This window comes from Burkholderia sp. Bp9090 (assembly GCF_003857985.1).
Classification (GTDB): domain Bacteria; phylum Pseudomonadota; class Gammaproteobacteria; order Burkholderiales; family Burkholderiaceae; genus Burkholderia.
In genome coordinates, this window is sequence record NZ_QTPV01000027.1 from 69,206 (window position 1) to 87,666 (window position 18,461).

General features: G+C 68.7%; 13 protein-coding genes. 7 read left to right on the forward strand and 6 right to left on the reverse strand.

From position 1 onward, the window contains the following. The first annotated feature begins 27 nt into the window (after nt 1-27). Entirely contained in the window at nt 28-2,487 is a 2,460-nt protein-coding gene (locus DIE16_RS23080) for a DUF3772 domain-containing protein (RefSeq protein WP_124488684.1), read from the forward strand. Between the two features lie 142 nt (nt 2,488-2,629). Here the strand turns inward: DIE16_RS23080 and DIE16_RS23085 are convergent, their stop codons facing one another. Beyond that, nucleotides 2,630-4,141: an aldehyde dehydrogenase family protein gene (locus DIE16_RS23085; protein WP_044848776.1), complete on the reverse strand. Its 1,512-nt coding sequence runs from the start codon at nt 4,139-4,141 to the stop codon at nt 2,630-2,632. A 642-nt stretch (nt 4,142-4,783) separates the two neighbouring features. Here DIE16_RS23085 and DIE16_RS23090 point away from each other — a divergent pair. From DIE16_RS23090 to DIE16_RS23100, 3 genes are all read left to right on the forward strand, one after another. After that, nucleotides 4,784-6,364, forward strand: a complete 1,581-nt coding sequence (locus DIE16_RS23090) for an amino acid permease (RefSeq protein ID WP_124488685.1) — start codon at nt 4,784-4,786, stop codon at nt 6,362-6,364. A gap of 135 nt (nt 6,365-6,499) precedes the next feature. After that, nucleotides 6,500-7,768, forward strand: a complete 1,269-nt coding sequence (locus tag DIE16_RS23095; RefSeq protein ID WP_124488686.1) for an FAD-binding oxidoreductase — start codon at nt 6,500-6,502, stop codon at nt 7,766-7,768. A gap of 115 nt (nt 7,769-7,883) precedes the next feature. Continuing rightward, entirely contained in the window at nt 7,884-8,558 is a 675-nt protein-coding gene (locus tag DIE16_RS23100; RefSeq protein WP_044848780.1) for a TetR family transcriptional regulator, read from the forward strand. A gap of 139 nt (nt 8,559-8,697) precedes the next feature. Here the strand turns inward: DIE16_RS23100 and DIE16_RS23105 are convergent, their stop codons facing one another. Together DIE16_RS23105 and DIE16_RS23110 are read right to left on the reverse strand one after the other, a co-directional pair. Further along, a complete protein-coding gene (locus DIE16_RS23105) occupies nt 8,698-10,521 on the reverse strand; it encodes a phospholipase D-like domain-containing protein (RefSeq protein ID WP_124523315.1) in 1,824 nt (607 codons plus the stop codon). A gap of 104 nt (nt 10,522-10,625) precedes the next feature. Further along, nucleotides 10,626-11,384, reverse strand: a complete 759-nt coding sequence (locus DIE16_RS23110) for a DeoR/GlpR family DNA-binding transcription regulator (RefSeq protein ID WP_124523317.1) — start codon at nt 11,382-11,384, stop codon at nt 10,626-10,628. 205 nt (nt 11,385-11,589) lie between these two features. Between DIE16_RS23110 and DIE16_RS23115 the strand changes: the two genes are divergently transcribed. The 3 genes from DIE16_RS23115 to nadE all read left to right on the forward strand — a co-directional run bounded on the left by DIE16_RS23115 (nt 11,590) and on the right by nadE (nt 14,025). Then, nucleotides 11,590-11,775: a hypothetical protein gene (locus DIE16_RS23115; protein WP_006752380.1), complete on the forward strand. Its 186-nt coding sequence runs from the start codon at nt 11,590-11,592 to the stop codon at nt 11,773-11,775. A gap of 252 nt (nt 11,776-12,027) precedes the next feature. After that, complete coding sequence (locus DIE16_RS23120; protein WP_124488688.1) at nt 12,028-12,897, forward strand: DMT family transporter; 870 nt, start codon at nt 12,028-12,030, stop codon at nt 12,895-12,897. A 279-nt stretch (nt 12,898-13,176) separates the two neighbouring features. Then, complete coding sequence (gene nadE / locus DIE16_RS23125) at nt 13,177-14,025, forward strand: ammonia-dependent NAD(+) synthetase (protein ID WP_124488689.1); 849 nt, start codon at nt 13,177-13,179, stop codon at nt 14,023-14,025. A 75-nt stretch (nt 14,026-14,100) separates the two neighbouring features. Here nadE and DIE16_RS23130 read toward each other — a convergent pair whose 3' ends face one another. The 3 genes from DIE16_RS23130 to DIE16_RS23140 form a co-directional block, all read right to left on the reverse strand. Next, the gene (locus DIE16_RS23130; protein ID WP_124488690.1) at nt 14,101-15,777 is read right to left on the reverse strand and encodes a S10 family peptidase; all 1,677 of its coding nucleotides are present in this window, start codon (nt 15,775-15,777) and stop codon (nt 14,101-14,103) included. 73 nt (nt 15,778-15,850) lie between these two features. After that, nucleotides 15,851-17,464, reverse strand: a complete 1,614-nt coding sequence (locus DIE16_RS23135) for a protease pro-enzyme activation domain-containing protein (protein ID WP_124523319.1) — start codon at nt 17,462-17,464, stop codon at nt 15,851-15,853. Between the two features lie 259 nt (nt 17,465-17,723). Then, complete coding sequence (locus tag DIE16_RS23140) at nt 17,724-18,347, reverse strand: LysE family translocator (protein WP_044848787.1); 624 nt, start codon at nt 18,345-18,347, stop codon at nt 17,724-17,726. Nucleotides 18,348-18,461 lie beyond the last annotated feature (114 nt).

The following is an 18,461-nucleotide window of genomic DNA, read 5'->3' on the forward strand; positions in this document are numbered from 1 at the left end:
GCATTGTCGGCAAAACGTAAGCACTCCATGTTCATACAACGACTCTCCACGTACGCACGCCGGATCGCGCTGTTCGCACTGCTGCAGTTCGCGGCGATCGCGACCGCGTCGGCGTTTCCGACGGCTGCGTCCGCACCGGGCGCGAGCGGCGTCGGCGTCCCCGTGCCGACCATTTCGCTGAACGACGCGGTTGCGCGGCTCAAGCAGATGCAGGTGCAACAGGACCGCATCAAGCAGCAGACATCGAACGCGACCAACAGCAAGGAGCTCGACGAGCTCGGCGACGCGACCCAGGAACTGAGCGCCGACGTCGACAAGCTGCAGAGCCAGCTCGCGCCGCAGCGCACGCAAGTCCAGGCGCAGCTCGACGTCCTCGGCCCGCCACCGGCGCCGGGCGCATCGCCCGAAACGCCTGCCGTCGAACAGCAGCGGGAGACGCTGAACGCGCGCAAGGCGCAGATCGACGCGGCGCTGAAACAGGCCGCCGACCAGAAGACCAACCTCGCGAACCTGAACGACCAGTTCGCGAAGCTGCACCGCAGCCTGCTGAAGAACCAGCTCGCGTTCCGTTCGGGCAGCATCTTCGGCGCGCAGTTCTGGCTGCCGCTGTTCCACCTGTCGCCGGACGACGTCCAGCGGCTCGAGGACTTCAACGACGAACTGCGCGACATGCTGCGCTCGTCCTGGACACCCGGCCAGCGCGCCATCACCACGCTGCTGCTGATCGCCGCGCTCGCTGCCTGGCTCGGCGGCCGCCGCGTCGTCGAACGCGGGCTCGCATGGTTCTGCCTGAACCGCCTGCCGCCCACCCGGCTGCGCCGCAGCGCGCTGGCGCTGGCGACGGCGTTCTCGACGCTGCTCGCGACCGCGGTCGCCGTACAGATCCTCTATCTCGCGCTCGCCCGCCACTCCGAACTCACGTCTTCGATGACCGATCTGTGGGACCAGTTCGCGAAGCTCGCCGTGACCTGCGCGCTGATCGCCGGCCTCGGCCGCGCGCTGCTCTGCACGAAGCATCCGTCATGGCGGCTGCCGGCGCTCGCCGATCCCGTCGCGCTCGCGATGAAGCCGTTCCCCGGCGTGCTGGCCGCGCTGCTGCTGATGTCCGGCACGCTCGAGTCGATCAACCGGATCGTCGATACCAGCCTGTCCGTCACGCTGTTCGGCCGCGGCATCGTCTCGCTCGTCGTCGCGCTGACCGTCGGCGCGTCGATCCTGCGCGCGAATCGCGTCCGCACCGCGCTGGCGGCATCCGGCGAGGCGCCCGAGCAACGCTCGACGCTCGCCGGGCTGATTCACGCCGGCGTCACGCTGGCGATCGTCGTGTCGCTGGTCGCGCTGCTGATTGGCTACATCACGGTCGCGCGCTTCATCACGTACGAGCTCGTCTGGTTCGAGATCGTGGTGTGCAGCGTCTACATCCTGACGCAGCTGACGCGCGACGCGAGCGAAAGCCTGTTCTCCGCGAACCTGTCGACCGGCAAGCAGATCAAGCACCTGTTCGCGCTCGACGACCGGCATCTCGACCAGGCCCACACCGTCGTGTCCGGCCTCGGCACGAGCCTGCTGATGCTGATCGCGGCGATCGCGCTGCTGACCGGCGGCTTCGGCACGACGCCGAGCGACCTGCTCGACAGCGCGGTCGCGATGATCGGCGGCCAGCGGCTGCAGAGCCTGAACATCATGCCCGACCGGATCCTCAACGCGGTGATCGGGTTCGCGATCGGCTTCTACCTGCTGCGCTCGGTGCGCCGCTGGCTCGACGGCGAGTTCATGCCGGCGCTCGGCATGGACGCGGGGATGCGCGTGTCGCTGATCACGCTGTTCACCAACGTCGGCTACGTGCTGCTCGTGCTGATGACGCTAGGGCTGCTCGGCGTCAGGTGGAGCAACCTCGCGTGGATCGTCAGCGCGCTGTCGGTCGGTATCGGTTTCGGCCTGCAGGAGATCGTGAAGAACTTCGTGTCGGGGCTGATCCTGCTGACCGAGCGGCCGGTGAAGGTGGGCGACATGGTCAGCATCGCGGGCGTCGAAGGCGACATCCGCCGCATCAACGTGCGCGCGACCGAGATCCAGCTCAGCGACCGCTCGACCGTCATCGTGCCGAACTCGCAACTGATCTCGCAGAACGTGCGCAACGTGACGATGGGCAACAGCACGCAGGGCGTCGCGACGCTGATGCTCACGTTCCCGCTGAACACCGACCCCGAGCAGGTGCGCGACCTGCTGCTCGACGCGTATCGCGAGCACCCGGCGATTCTCGACAAGCCGGCGCCGTCGGTCACGTTCAGCCAGCTCGCGCCGGACGGGATCACGCTGAGCGTCACGGGCTACGTCGCGAGCCCGCGGATCGCCAGCTCGACGAAGAGCGACCTGCTGTTCGAGATCCTCAAGCAGTTGCGGGCGGCGCAGATCACGCTGTCGACGCCGCAGATGCTGGTCGTGCAGAACATGCCGGCAAGCGACGCTTCCGCCCCGCACGAGTAAGCGATCGAGCGGGCATGCGCCGATCGGGCATCGGCGCGCACGCATCGCCGCAAGCGACAAGGGCCGGTTACCGCTTTCGCGGCAACCGGCCCTTGTCATTCGATCGATTCGACCGTCGCGGCGCCCTCCCGGACGCGCTCCGTCAGACGTCGAACTTCACGCCCTGCGCCAGCGGCAACTGACGGCTGTAGTTGATCGTGTTCGTCGCCCGGCGCATATACGCCTTCCACGCATCCGAACCCGACTCGCGGCCACCGCCCGTTTCCTTCTCGCCGCCGAACGCGCCGCCGATCTCCGCGCCGCTCGTGCCGATGTTCACGTTGACGATCCCGCAGTCGCTGCCCGCTGCCGACATGAACTGCTCGGCCTCGCGCATGTCGTTCGTGAAGATCGCCGACGACAGGCCTTGCGGCACCGCGTTGTGCAGTTCGATCGCATCGTCGAAGTTGTCGTAGACCATCACGTACAGGATCGGCGCGAACGTCTCGCGCTCGACCACGGCCGATTGCTTCGGCATCCGTACGATGGCCGGGCGCACGTAGTACGCATCCGCGTGACCGACGTCGACGCGCTCGCCGCCCTTCACCTCGCCGCCCTGCTCGCGTGCGTCGCCCAGCGCCTTCTGCATCGCATCGAACGACGCGCGATCGACCAGCGGGCCGACCAGCGTGCCTTCTTCAAGCGGGTTGCCGACCTTCACCGACGCGTAGGCCTTCTCGATGCGCGGCAGCAATTGCTCGACCAGGCTGCGATGCACGATCAGGCGGCGCAGCGTCGTGCAGCGCTGGCCGGCCGTGCCGACCGCCGCGAACGTCACTGCACGCACGACGAGATCCAGATCCGCGCTCGGCGCGACGATCATCCCGTTGTTGCCGCCGAGTTCGAGGATGCCGCGCGCGAGACGCTGGCTCAGCACCTTCGCGACTTCCTGGCCCATCCGCACGCTGCCCGTCGCGCTGACGACCGGCACCTTCTTCGACGCCGTCAGCACCTCGCCGACATCGCGCATGCCGAGCACCAGCTGGCTCAGCTCCGCCGGCGCGACACCCGGATGCGTCTTGTCGAATTCGCGGATCGCCTTCTGGAGCAGCACGTGGCACGCGATTGCCGTGAGTGGCGTCTTCTCGGACGGCTTCCACACGACCGAATCGCCGCATACGAATGCGAGCGCCGCATTCCACGCCCACACCGCGACCGGGAAGTTGAACGCCGAGATCACGCCGCACACGCCGATCGGGTGCCACGTTTCCATCATCCGGTGGCCCGGGCGCTCGGACGCGATCGTCAGGCCGTAAAGCTGGCGCGACAGGCCGACCGCGAAATCGCAGATGTCGATCATTTCCTGCACTTCGCCAAGGCCTTCCGACGTGATCTTGCCGGCCTCGAGCGTGACGAGGCGGCCGAGCTCGGCCTTGTGCTCGCGCAGCACGTTGCCGAACACGCGCACGAGCTCGCCGCGCACCGGCGCCGGCACCGTGCGCCACTTGAGGAATGCGTCGTGCGCGGCGTCGATCTTGCGCTCGGCGTCGGCGGGCGAGTCGACCGCCAGCGTCGCGAGCGTCGCGCCGTCGAGCGGCGAACGCGCGGTCAGCGCATTGCCTTTCCACTGGGCGAGATCGATGTCGAGCGCAGCAAGAATGTCGTTGAATTGCATCACTTCCTCTTCAGGGACAGATTGATCGGTGCGGCGGCGACGCCGCCCGCGTGATTCGATTGGAGCGCGTTCGCGCGCCCTGTGCAAGCGGATGCGCAGCTCGGCAGGCCCGGTGCGCCGCACGGCGCATCGCGCGGCGCCGCCGCCGGAAACCCGGCCGGGCGGCGCGCCCCCGCCTCGCGAGGCACGATCCATGAGACACATTGTCGATGGCCACAAGTCCGGCCGCTATTGATATTAACTCACGACTTCATTCCCAAAACGCAACAACCCAGCAGGACGAATCCGCCCGTTTCGGCACCGGCATGGGACGTATCCAAGGCCGATGGCCGGGCCGCCGCGGCGGTCCCGATGCGCGGCAAGTTGATGACAAAGTTGCATCACCCTGTGCGGAAATATCGTTTGCGGCGCTTGCGGCCGGCACCCACAATCGGGGCGGCGTCGAGGTGCACCGCACCCGGCGCGCCGACGGCCGCCCAACGGGCGGCCGACGACAGACGAAGGCAACACGCGTCGCGGCCCGGCGGTCCCGGTCGATCCGGACCAGCCCCGCGAAGCAGTGCCGCCGCCCGGCCGGCGGCCGGCAACGCGCCGCCCTTCGTAACCAAAAAACAATCCCGGAGACAGCGCCCAGCACCCGCCATGCATTCAGATGCCCGCCCCGACTCGCCCCGTCCGTCCGGCTCGCCGCCCGCGCAGCCGTCCCTCCACCGCAGCCTGCAGGCGCGCCATCTGCGGATGATCGCGATCGGCGGCTCGATCGGCACCGGCCTGTTCGTCGCGTCCGGCGCTTCGATCTCGCAGGCCGGCCCCGGCGGCGCGCTGGTCGCGTACATGCTGATCGGCCTGATGGTCTATTTCCTGATGACGAGCCTCGGCGAAATGGCCGCGTTCATGCCGGTGTCGGGCTCGTTCGCGACCTACGGCGCGAAATTCGTCGACGAAGGCTTCGGCTTCGCACTCGGCTGGAACTACTGGTACAGCTGGGCCGTGACGCTCGCGGTGGAACTCGTCGCCGCGCAGCTCGTGATGCACTACTGGTTCCCGCACGTGCCGGGCGTCTGGTGGAGCGCGATCTTCCTCACCTTGATCTTCGCGCTCAACGCGCTGTCGGTGCGCGGCTTCGGCGAAGCCGAATACTGGTTCGCGCTGATCAAGGTGCTGACGGTGCTCGCGTTCGTCGGCGTCGGCCTGCTGATGATCTTCGGGATCATGCAGGGCGGCCCGAGCGCGGGCTGGGGCAACTTCACGATCGGCGACGCGCCGTTCGCGGGCGGCTGGGCCACGATGCTCGGCGTCGCGATGATCGCGGGCTTCTCGTTCCAGGGCACCGAAATGATCGGCGTCGCGGCCGGCGAATCGGAGAACCCGCGCACGACGATCCCGCGCGCGGTCAGCCAGATCTTCTGGCGCATCCTGCTCTTCTACGTGTTCGCGATCTTCGTGATCGGCGTGCTGATTCCGTACACCGACCCGAGCCTGCTGAAGAGCGACGTGACCGACGTCGGCGTGAGCCCGTTTACGCTCGTGTTCCGCCACGCGGGCCTCGCGTTCGCGGCCGGCGTGATGAACGCGGTGATCCTGACGGCCGTGCTGTCGGCCGGCAACTCGGGCATGTACGCGTCGACCCGGATGCTCTACAACCTCGCGGTCGAGGGCCGCGCGCCGAAGCTGTTCGCGAAGCTGTCGCCGGGCGGCGTGCCGCGCAACGCGCTGTACGCGACGACCGCCGTCGGCGCGCTGTGCTTCCTCACGTCGCTGTATGGCGATAAGACCGTCTACCTGTGGCTGCTGAACACGTCGGGCATGGCCGGCTTCATCACCTGGCTCGGCATCGCGGTCAGCCACTACCGGTTCCGCAAGGGCTTCCTGAAGCAGGGCTACCGGCTCGACCAGCTGCCGTACCGGTCGAAGTGGTTCCCGTTCGGGCCGCTGTTCGCGTTCGCGCTGTGCGCGATCGTCGCGCTCGGCCAGGACTACCAGGCGTTCCTCGCCGACAGGATCGACTGGGCCGGCATCGCCGCGACCTACATCGGCCTGCCGTTCTTCCTCGCGATCTGGCTCGGCTACGCGCTGGTGCGCAAATGCCGCCTCGTCCGCTACGAGGACATGGAGATCGCGCCGTGGATCGAGCGCAACGCGGCGCCCGACGCCACGGTCAAGACCGACGCCGGCTATCCGGCCTACATCGCCGCTCCGGTCAACCCGACGCCGGGCGCATGATGCCCGGCCGCGCACCGGCCGCCGCCCGACCGCGGCGGCCGGTGCGCTGAACACCCCATTCGACGCGGCGCGCGCGTTCAGGCAAGATCGACGCGCGCCGTCCGTTTTTCCGTCGTCACGAGTCATCGAAAACGCATGCAGAACTTCTACGAAGCCACCGTTACCCGCCAGCCCTACCCGCAACTGACCGGCACGATCGACACGCAGGTCTGTATCGTCGGCGGCGGCCTCGCCGGCCTGTGCACGGCGCTCGGCCTCGTCGAGCGCGGCGTGCGGGATGTCGTCGTGCTCGACGGCGAACGGGTCGGCTTCGGCGCGTCCGGCCGCAACGGCGGCTTCGTGTTCGGCGGCTACAGCCTCGACAACGCGGACCTGCTGCGCACGCTCGGCCGCGACGAAGGCCGCCGCCTGTACCGGCTCACCGTCGATGCGGTCGACCTGATCCGCGCGCGGATTGCCCGCTACGGCATCGACTGCGACATCGTCGACGAGGGCGTGATGCTCGCCAACTGGTTCGACGATCCGTCGCGGCTCGATGGCGTGCGCACGCTGATGAAGCAGGAATTCGACGTCGACTGGGAACCGGTCGCGACCGACGCGCTGCGCGCGCGGCTGAAGACCCAGCGCTATTACGGCGGCCTGTTCGAGCCGAACGCGTTCCACTTCCATCCGCTCAAGTACGTGCTCGGCGTCGCGGCGGCCGCCTCGCGCGGCGGCGCACGCGTGTACGAACGCTCGGCCGCGCTCGGCATCGCGCGCGAGGGCGCCGGCTACGTCGTGCGCACGGCGCAGGGCACGGTGCGCGCGAAGGACGTCGTGTTCGCCGGCGGCGGCTACGCGCGCGGCGTGTCGCCGCGCATCGAGCGCGCGGTGCTGCCGATCGCGACCTACGTGATCGCGACCGAGCCGCTCGGCACGCGGCTGCCGGACGCGATCGACGCGCCGTACGCGATCTACGACACGCGTTTCGCGTTCGACTACTACCGGCCGCTGAAGGACACGCGGATTCTGTGGGGCGGCCGGATCTCGGTGCTCGACCGCGGCCCCGACGCGATCGCGCGGCTGCTGCGGCGCGACCTGCTGCGCGTGTATCCGCAACTCGACGGCGTGAAGGTCGAGTACGCATGGGGCGGGCTGATGAGCTACGCGCGGCACAAGATGCCGCAGATCGGCCGCGATGCGGACGGCGTGTGGCACGCGATCGCATTCGGCGGTCACGGGATGGCGCCCACCACCGTCGCCGGCGAAGCGCTCGCCGCCGCGCTGGCCGGGGAGCAGCCGGTGCCGGAAGGCTTCGCCGCGTTCGGGCTCACGCGCACGTTCGGTCTCGCCGGCCTCGCGGCCGCGCAGCTCACGTACACCGCGTACCAGGCCCGCGACGCGCTCGCGTCGTGCCGGCGCTGAGCGGCGACGGCCGCCGAAACCGCGCGGCCGATTAGAGCAGAAGGTCGGCCGGGCGGCGATTTCCCGCATGCTAGAATGATTTCTTCATGCCGCCGCGAACCCACAACAAAGTCACATGAAAGCTGGAAGCAAGGCCGCCACGTCCGAAAGCCGCGCGCTTGCGACCGATGCGCGGCGCAAATACGATCCCGAGCAAACCAAGCGCAACATCCTCGACGTCGCCACGCAGGAGTTTTCCGCGATGGGCCTCGCCGGCGCGCGCGTCGACGCGATCGCCGAGCGTACCAACACGACGAAGCGGATGCTCTACTACTACTTCGAAAGCAAGGAAGGCCTGTACGAGGCCGTGCTGGAGAAGGTATACGGCGACATCCGCGCGCTCGAGCAGGAACTGCACGTCGGCGACATGGAGCCGCGCGAAGGCATGCGCCGGCTCGTCGAATTCACGTTCGACTATCACGACAAGCATCGCGACTTCGTCCGCCTCGTGTCGATCGAGAACATCCACGGCGCGAAGTATCTCGAACAGCTGAAGTCGTTCAAGAACCGCAACGTCAGCATCATCAAGACGCTCGAGGAACTGCTCGAGCGCGGCGCGGCGAGCGGCGCGTTCCGCAAGGACATCGACGCGTTCGACCTGCATCTGCTGATCAGCTCGTTCTGCTTCCACCGCGTGTCGAACCGCTATACGTTCGGCGCCGCGTTCGGCCGCGATCCGTCGGCGCCGCGGCTGCGCGCGCGGCATCGCGAGACGATCGCCGATTCCGTGCTGCGCTACGTCGCCGCGTAAGCGCATCGCGCGGTTTCATCCGAAGGCCGGCGACGAGCGCTGAACCCGCCGCCCGGCCCTCTCCCGACCGGCACTACGACGCTTGCAACCGGCATGAGCCGGATTCACGCGGCGGGTCCCTTCAAGCCGCTCGCGCCGCTCAGGCCGCCTCAGGCCGAACTTCCGCCTCACGCCAGTCCGTCGGCGCCGACGCCAATGCGATCCGCGCCTTCTCTTCCGGGCTGCCCGCCACGTAATACTTCTTCGCCCAGCTCGAATCCGGTGCGAGCGCGAGGTGCCGTTGCGCACCGGCGCCCTGCCGTTGCGACTCGATCGACAGCGCCCGCGCGCGGTAGTGCTCGTAGAGCCGCAGGAATTCCGCGAGATAGATCGCCGCGATCCGCGCGTCGCGAATCTCCAGCAGGTTCTCGTCGTTGTACTGCTCGGAATTGCGGCTCATGTTCGCCGAACCCGTGTAGACGATCGGGTTCGCGCCTTCCGCATCGATCACGATGAACTTGTGGTGGATCACGACCGGCGGATAGGCCGGCGCCGGCTCGCCCGGAAAGAGGCGCAGTTCCGGCTCGAAACCCTGCGGCACCGTCGCCGGTGAAAAATACGCGGCGTCGATCACGTCGCGATGATCGCGCCGGCGATGGTAAAGCTCGAGATTCGCGAGCGTCGCCGCATCGAGCGGCCGGCCGTCGTGCTGCGCGGCATCGGCCTGCGTCGCGCTGCCGGCGTTGATGCGGTTCACCAGACCGAACATCATCAGGCCGCGGTCGCCGGCGGCAAAGCATGCGTCGCGCAGCGCCGCGTCGGTCGGCATGAACAGGCAGAACGACACCGAATGCTGCGCGGCCGCGATCGCGGCGACGATCGTATCGATCTCGGTGCGCTGCCCCGCCGGCTCCGGCGAAAACGCGACGCGCACCTGCGCGCTGCCGATCGTCAGCGGCTCGGACCAGCCCGGCGACAACTTCGCCGTCTCCGCGATCGTCGGATTCGCGGCCAGCGCCTGCGCACGCGCGTTGTACAGCGCCGCGAGCGCCGGCGAATCGAATGCGTGCAGCACGTTCGCCTGCTCCGTCAGCCCTTCGGTCGTGAAGTTCGCTGAACCGGTCAGCACGCGCGCCGGCGTCGGCGCAGTCGTCCCGTTCGCCGGTGCGTCGGTCACGATGAATTTGTCGTGCATGATGTGCGTCCTGTCGCGCGGCGCGCGCGTCGCGAGGCCCTGAAGCGCGTCGACGGCCGGCTGGTTCGGCGACGGCAGCGGCGGCTTGCCCTTGCGGGCGGTCAGGTGCGCGTCGTAGACGATCGCGAGCGACGCTTCGCCGTGCTGCCGTCCGAACGCCTCGAATGCGGGCAACGCCCACAGCGTGTCCGTCAGGTGATAGACGGCCGAGACCGCGCGCGACGCGGGGTCGAGCATCTCCGCGAACACCTGTTCCATGTCGTTCGCGAGCCACGTGCGCAGCTTCAACGCCTGGTCCGCGCTCGGCGCCGCATGCGGCGCGAGACCCAGCGCCGCGACCTGCTTCGCGAACGCCTGCGAGCTGACCACCGCGCGATTGAACCACGTGCCGACGCCGTCCACGATGTGCGCGGGCAGCACGACATCGCACACGCCGGCCTGCGCATCGAGCACCTTCAGGTTCTCCGGCGTGCCGACGACCGGATAGACGTCATAGCGGAACGACGCATCGCGATCCTGCGGATCGATGCGCGCGTCCCACCACATGAATTTCTGGATCGGTGCCTGGTCGGTCGGCGCGTCGCCCTGCGTGCCGGCGGCCGGGCCGTCGAACGTGAGCCGGTTCGGCAGCCAGCTGTTCGGCGCGCGCGTCTTGCCGTCGGCCGACCAGAAGCCCGGCGTGCGTCGGATCGCGAAGCCGAGGAAGTCGGTGCGCGAGGCCGCGTCGGGCCAGTCGAAAGCGAGGAGAACCAGGGTCGGGGAAAGATAGCTGCGTACGCTGACGGTCATTCTTTGCTCCTGCCGCGGCGGCCGGTCGAAAGGAATGAGTCAGTGTCGAAGGCGCATCTTCCCGTGCGATGACCGTTCGATGAACCTTGTATGTCGAAGCCGCGTCAGTCGCACACGAGCAGCTCGATGCCGCGCGCGGTCAGCGCGCGACGCACGGCCTTGTCCGGCGCGCGTTCGGTGACGAGATAGCGCGCGGCCGAGGCGCCGTTGATCCGCACCGGCGTCACGCGGCCGAACTTCGAATGGTCGGCGACGATGATCGCGGTGCCGGCCGCCGCGATCATCCGGCTGCGCACTTCGGCGGCGAGCCGCGAGTAGTCGGTGCAGTCGCCATCGGCCGTGATGCCGCCCGCGCCGACGAACGCGAAATCGACGTGGTATTGCGCGAGCTGCTGGATCGTATCGAGCCCGAACGTCGCATCCTCGTCGTCGGACAGTTCGCCGCCGAGCAGCGTCACGCGATTGCCGTTGCGCCGCGCGAGCACGAACGCGGTGCGCCAGTCGTTCGTGTAGATCGACAGCCGGTGCCGGTCGGCCAGCGCGAGCGCGACCGCATGCGGCGTGCTGCCCGAGTCGATCAGCACCGAGGCGTCGTCGGGCACGAATTCGGCCGCGCGTCGCCCGATCGTGCGCTTCGCTTCGGCATTCGCCGCCTCACGCTCGGACAGGCTCGGCTCGCGGCGATCCGCCGCCAGCGCGCCGCCGTGCGTCATCACGAGCAGGCCGCGCGCCGCGAGCGCGTTCAGGTCGCGCCGTACCGTCTCGCGCGACACGTCGAGCGAGCGCACGAGTTCGGCGACCGACAGCGCGCCCGATCGTCCGAGCTCCGACAGAATGTATTGATGACGTTGTTCCGCCAGCATCGCAATGCGCCCGAGGCGACTGGTAATGGGTAGGCCGACCATTGTATTACGGCCGTTTGACCGCCATTTGACGGCGGTGCGTCCGGCCGCGGCCACGTTTCACGAAAGCGAAATTCTGTATTGCCCGATGCGCGCGAATCGGCGTGGCAAGCGGTTGCTACACTCTGCGTTTCGCCGAACGACAGACCATCAAGGGGCTTGCGTCATGTACCGCAAAGGCAGTGTGCTCGAAATCCAGTTTTCGCCGGAACGGCTCAACGACGGGGCCGGCGATCCGTACTGGATCGACCTGACGCTCGACGAGGCCCGCCGGCTGTACGAACAGCTCGCCGCACGCTTCGCGACCGATGCGCGCGCGAACCAGCCGCTCGACACGTTCTCGCTCGACTGATCCCCGCTCCTCTGCGCGCGCCACGGCGCGCTTTCATGCCGCGGCGCCTTCGCCCGGACGGCCGCTAACCGGACGGCCGGCGTGCTGCCGTGCTCGTGGCGGATCACGCCCGCGGCCAACGTGCCGCGCACCGCTGCTGCATGCGTTCCGCACGCGCCACGCGCGAATGCAGAATCCGACAAGACGGCCACGCCGCTTCACCCGATACTGGCCGGCTCACGATTCGTCCGGCCGTATCGCGGCCCGCCACGCATGTTTACCTCGCTCGTCGCCGCGGCTTTCGTCGCGCTGTGGTCCACCGGCTTCATCGTCGCCCGGGCAATCAAGCCCTACGCCGACCCGAACCTGTTCCTGCTCGCGCGTTTCGCGGGCACGGCCGTGCTGTTCGGCGCGGTGGCGCTCGCCGCGCGCGCGCCGTGGCCGGCGCGCCGCGAATGGCCGCGCCACCTGATCGCGGGCGCGCTGCTGCAGGGCGTCTATCTCGGCGCCAGCTACTGGGCCGTCGCGCAAGGGCTGAACGCCGGCGTGATGGCGCTGCTCGGCGCATTGCAGCCGCTTGCCACCGCCGTGCTCGCGGTGCCGCTGTTCAACGAGCGGCTGCCCGCGCGCGGCTGGCTCGGGATGGCGCTCGGGCTCGCCGGCGTCGCGCTCGTCCTCGCACCGAAGGTCGCGGGCGGCGTCGCGCCGCCGGCGGGCGCCGCGCCCGCGTGGTTCGTCGTGACCGTGTCGATCCTGTCGGTCGGCTCGATCACCGCGGGCTCGCTGTACCAGAAGGGCAAGCTCGCGCAGAACGACCTGCGTACGGCCGTCGCCGTGCAGAACCTCGGCGCGGCGATCGTCGCGGCCGTCTTCGTCGTGCTGCTGCACGAAACGCGCTGGATCGGCGCACCGGCGCTGTGGATCTCGCTCGTGTGGGGCGTCGTGTTCCTGTCCGGCGGCGCGGTCACGATGCTGATGTGGATGCTGCGGCGAGGCAACGCCGCGCGCGCGACGTCGTTGCTGTTCCTCGCGCCGCCGCTCGCCGCGCTGCAGGGCTACCTGCTGTTCGGCGAAACGCTCGCGACCGTCCAGCTCGCCGGCTTCGCGCTCGCGCTGGCGGGCGTCGTGCTCGCGCGGCGCTGACGCGGGCGAGCGCGCGGGTTCGTCACCGCGCCCCGCCATGCGCGGCGTCGCCCCGCCGCCGGGCGCCGCGCCTCGTGGTTCGTCGTGGCGCGCCCCGCCATGCCTCGAAACGAAGCATCCGCGCGCACGCCGGGGGACGCCGCCCCGCGCGCCGCACCATGACGATGCATCGCGTCTCGCCGATGCAACGCGCGGCCGCCGGATCGCATGCCCGGCGCGGCGCCGGGCCGCGATTGCGCTTATGATGGGCGCCTTGCATTTCGTTCCGGAACCACCTTCATGACATCCGCCGATTACGCCAGCCGCCAACGCGCGATCATTGCCGAACTGAACGTCACGCCGCACTTCGACGCCGACGCCGAAATCGCCCGCCGCGTCGATTTCCTCGCGCAGTACCTTCGTTCGACCGGCCTGCGGACCTACGTGCTCGGCATCAGCGGCGGCGTCGATTCGTCGACGGCCGGACGGCTCGCGCAGCTGGCGGTCGAACAGCTGCGCGCCGGCGGCTACGACGCCCGCTTCATCGCGATGCGCTTGCCGAACGGCGTGCAGAACGACGAAGCCGACGCGCAACGCGCGCTCGCGTTCGTGCGCGCGGACGAAACGTTCACGGTCGACGTCAAGCCCGCCGCCGACGCGATGCTCGCATCGCTCGTCGCGTCCGGCCACGCATTCGAAAACCCGGCCCAGCAGGACTTCGTGCACGGCAACATCAAGGCGCGCGAGCGCATGATCGCGCAATACGCGGTGGCCGGCGCGCGGCGCGGCATCGTGATCGGCACCGACCACGCGGCCGAATCGCTGATGGGCTTCTTCACGAAATTCGGCGACGGCGGCGCGGACGTGCTGCCGCTCGCCGGCCTGAGCAAGCGCCGCGTGCGTGCGGTCGCCCGCGCGCTCGGCGGCGACGAACTGATCGTGATGAAGGTGCCGACGGCCGACCTCGAGGAACTGCGTCCGCTGCGCCCCGACGAGCACGCCTACGGCGTCACCTACGACGAAATCGACGATTTCCTCGAAGGCAAACCCGTCGCCGACAACGTGTACGAAACGGTGCTGCGCTTCTACGACGGTTCGCGCCACAAGCGCGCGCTGCCGTACACGCCGTTCGACTGGCCGGCCGCGTAAGCCGGCTCGTTCAGCCGCAACACCGCGCCGCGCGAACCCTGGCGGTTACGCGCGGCGCCTGCGCGACGGGCAGCGCTACGCGTGCCCGCCCGCCTTCTTCGCCTGCAGCGCGCGAATCCGCAGCCGCGCGCCCGTATCGCTGACCGTCGCGTCGTACATCGTCGCGAGATCGCGCTTGAGCGCGGTGCGCGAACCGCCGTCGAGATACACCATGTGCCCGGACGGATAGAAACGCGCGGACAGGTTCTGCCGCACCTTCGGATCCTCGAGCGGCATCTGCTGCAGGTCGATCACGGTCTGGTAGAACGGCGTGACGAAGTCGTAGAGGCCGTTCGCCGACAGCACCTTCAGGTCGACGTTCAGCGCCATCACCGCGGCGAGATCGCCCGCCGTGTAGAGGATCAGGTTCCCCTTCGCATCGATGCCCTGCTGCGCGCCGGTCGGGTCGATGTGGCTGAAGTCCCAGTTCCGGAACGCCTGGTCGTTCAGGTCCGTGAACGCGGAATTCGACGTGAACTTCAGCTGCTCGTTCAGGTAGCTGTTCCACATCGCCGTGTAGACGCCCGTCACGGCCGTCATCGTCGGATCGTTGCCGCCCGAGTTCGGGTCGATCTTGCCGGCGATGCCCGACGAGATCCCGGTCACGCGGCCGTCGTACGACCCGAGCGCGAGCCCCTGCGCGTGCAGCAGCGTCGTCAGGAACAGCGAATTGCCGCGCGTGTCGTAGCCCGCGATGTCGAGGCTCCACGACTGCAGCGTCGCCGTATCGATACCCGTGTATCGCGACAGCTTCTGCACGGCGGCCGGGTCCGCATGCGGAACCGTGCGCAGCGCCTTCAGGTAGTCGGTGCGCGCGAATTGCGCGACTTCCTCGACGAACGCGCCGAGATCGGTCGGCGCGGGCGTGACGCCGAGCTTCTTGTGATACCACGCGTCGGCCGCCGCGGTCGGCAGCGCGCCGACCGGGTTGCCGGCCTGCCGGTAGTCGAGGATCGACGACTGCAGCGTGACGCCGTTCAGGTCGACGCCGTCCTCGTGCAGCTTGTACGCGAGCACGCAGCTGCGCGCGGTGCCGTACGACTCGCCGAACAGGTACTTCGGCGAATTCCAGCGGTTGTTCTTCGTCAGGTAGCGCTTGATGAACTGCTTCAGCGAATCCGCATCCTGGTCGACGCCCCAGAAATCGCGGTTCTTGTTCGGCGCGACGGCCGCCGAATAACCGGTGCCGACCGGGTTGATGAACACCAGGTCGCTGTGGTCGATCATGCTGTCCGGATTGTCTTCCATCTGATACGGCGCGGGCGGCGTGAACCCCGGCATCGACGTCCTGATGCGCTTCGGCGCGAACGAGCCGAGCAGCACGAACACCGACGACGACCCGGGTCCGCCGTTGTAGAAGAACGTGACGGGCCGCGTTTCCTCCTTCGCGCCGTCGGCCGTGAACGCGACGTAGAAGAGCTTCGCGGCCGGCAGCGAGCTGCTCGGGTCGACCGTCACGAGGTGGCCGGCCGTCGCCGTGTACGCGATGCGCTTGCCATCGATCAGGATCGTGTGATGCGTGATCGCGGCCGCTTCGGTCGTGTCGGTCACCGAGTCGTCGGGACCGTTGCCGTACGCGACCGGATCGAAGAACGGCTGGTCGCGGCCGTGGCTCAGCGCGACCGGACTGATGGTCGGCGGCACGCCATGCGAATTGTGGTCGCCGTGATGCAGCGGATACACGCCGCCGGAAGATGCGGAATCGATGCCCATCGTGCTGCTCCTCGAGGTGAAAAAAGACGCGGGCAGGAAACCCGCGTCGCTTGGAAAGGCCGGTGCCGGCGCGTCAGCTCGACGGCTTGCGCGCGAGGATCGCCGCGAGTTTCGCGCCGTCGGGGCTGCCGAGGCCCGTGCACGCATCCCAGCCGGACGCGGCGGCATACGTGCCGTTCGAGCCTTTCGTGATGTCACGCAACGCGCCAGGATTCTTGTACAGCGCCGGGTTGATCCAGCCGGCCGATGCACTCGCCGCCGCACCGGCCGCCGCACTCGCCGCCGCATTGATCCGTGCGATCAGCGCGGCCCACAACGGCGCGACCGCGCTCGTGCCGCCCATCACCGCGACCGTGCCGGCGACCGACACCTCGTAGCCCGTCTGCGGCGATGCATCGGCGGCGACGTCCGGCACGCCGCGCTTCGTGAGCGGCGTGGTGCTGCCGTCGGCGAGCGTGACGGTCAATCCCTGCTGCCACGCCGGCAGGTCGAACAGCGTGCTGACACCGCCGCCGCCCGCGCCGCCGCCGGCCGCCTCGTCGTTCCACGCGACTTCGCTGCGAATGCCCTGCCCCGGCAGCGCATCGAGCTGCGTGCCGCCGCAGCCGAGCACGTACGGACTCGACGCCGGGAAGTCGACATGATCCGTGCCGTCCTGCAGCCCGTCGCCCGAGCCGCTGTCGCCCGACGCCGCGCATACCGTGATCCCCTGCGCGGCGGCCGCCTGCAGCACGCGGTTGAACGCATGCGCCGACTGCGCCTGCCAGATCGCTTCCGGGCCGCCCCAGCTGATCGAGATCACCGACGGCCGGTTGGTCTTGTCGGTGACGGCCGCGTTGACGGCCTGGATGAAGCCCGCGTCGCTGTTCGGCGCGAAATAGACGGCGAGCTTCGCGGCGGGCGCGATCGCACCGGCTATCTCGATGTCGAGCGCGACTTCGCCGTCCGGGCCGTTCGCCTCGCCGGTCGGCGCATTGCGGCCGGTGCCGACGTTCACGTCGACGAGCGTCGGCGGCGTCTTGATGCCGAGCCCGCGGAAATACTGCTGGATATCGGCCGCGCGATAGCCGCCGCCGAGTTCGACGATCGCGATGCATTGCCCTGCACCGTCGCCGGCCGGAAAGCCGTACAGCGACGCGAGCTGGATCGGCGTGAACGTGACGGCGGGCGCGCCGCGCGCGGGCTGGAACGGCGGACGCAGCCGGAAATGCGGCCGCGCCTGCGGACGGCTGTCGAGGCCGAGCACGGCCGTGACGGCATCGCCGAGTTCGTCCGGCAGCGCGATCGGGCCCGAGCGGCCGCGGTACTGGCCGATCGAACGATGCTCGAAACGCTCGAGCTTCACGCTGAATGCCGCTTCGAACTGCTGGATCGAGCCGGACAGCACGACGACGCTTTCGACCGGATCGACGCGATCGACCGTGAGCTGGTGACGGCGCGCGAAGTCCTCGGTCTTGCGAATGTCGTCGGGATTGGCGGAGAAACGCTGCGCGAACGCTTCGCGCGACAGCGGTTTCGCCTGTGCGTCGCCGGTGGCGAGCTGCTGGACCAACGTGTCGAGTTGCCCTTCTTCCTGCCGCCGCAACATGATCGTGACGTGGATACGTTCTGCCGGATCGCAGGGGCCGAGACACTTCGACTCGGCGACGATTCGGGGTTCACGGTCGGCGTGAAGATGCCTTGCCATGTTCAGACCCTCCTTGGTACCGCGTTGCACGGAACAGCCAGGAAATCGGACATAGCCGGCGGAAGTCGGTTCCGTTCGGTCAGTCGGTTCGCGAAAGCGCGAAGCTGAAGGGAGTTTAGATCAGTCAGACGATTTACGCGCACGCCCTTCCACCCCAACGCATGCGCGCGAAGCCCGGCATGGCGCGCGGCCCGCGTTCGGCAGCGCATCGCGGCCGCGCGGCAAGTCGAGCCGCGCGGCCGTGATGCAATGCAGCAGCTCAATCCATCGACAGGCGCAACGCGAACCCGATCAGCGCCGCGGAAAACGTCCAGCGCTGGACCGTCTGCGCGAGCGGATGCGCGCGCATCCACGCCGCGATGCGCGACGCGCCGAACACGCATGCGAGGTCGAAACACACGCCGGCGGCGACGAGCAGCGCGCCGAGCTCGAACATCTGCCACACGACGGGCCCTGCCTCGGGGCGCACGAACTGCGGCAGCAGCACCGAGCAGAACAGCAGTGCCTTCGGATTCAGCAGGTTCGTCAGCAGCCCCTTGAAGAACGACTGCCGCAGTTCGCCCGGCGCCGCCGCATCGCCGTCGCCGAGCGCGAACACCGGCGAGCGGAACACCTGGATCGCGACGTAAGCGAGATAAAGCGCGCCGCCGTAGCGGATCACTTCATACAGCCACGGTGCGCTGCGGATCAGCGCCGCGACGCCGCAGGCGGACAGCGTCACGTGCGCGGTGCGCGACAGCGACAGGCCGGCCGCCGCCGCCATGCCCGGGCGCACGCCGCGGCCGATGCTGGTCTGCAGCACGAGCGCCATGTCGGGCCCGGGCACCGCGTAGATGGCCGCCAGCGCGGCGAGATAAATCAACAGCAAATGCGTGGAAATCATGGTCTGCCCCCGTTCTTCAGTGACGATATGTTGCCGCTGAAGGGAGAGCGATTATTGGCCATCTTTGGCTCGAAATTGGCGCTACATAGCGGAATCCGCCACAATCACGGAATT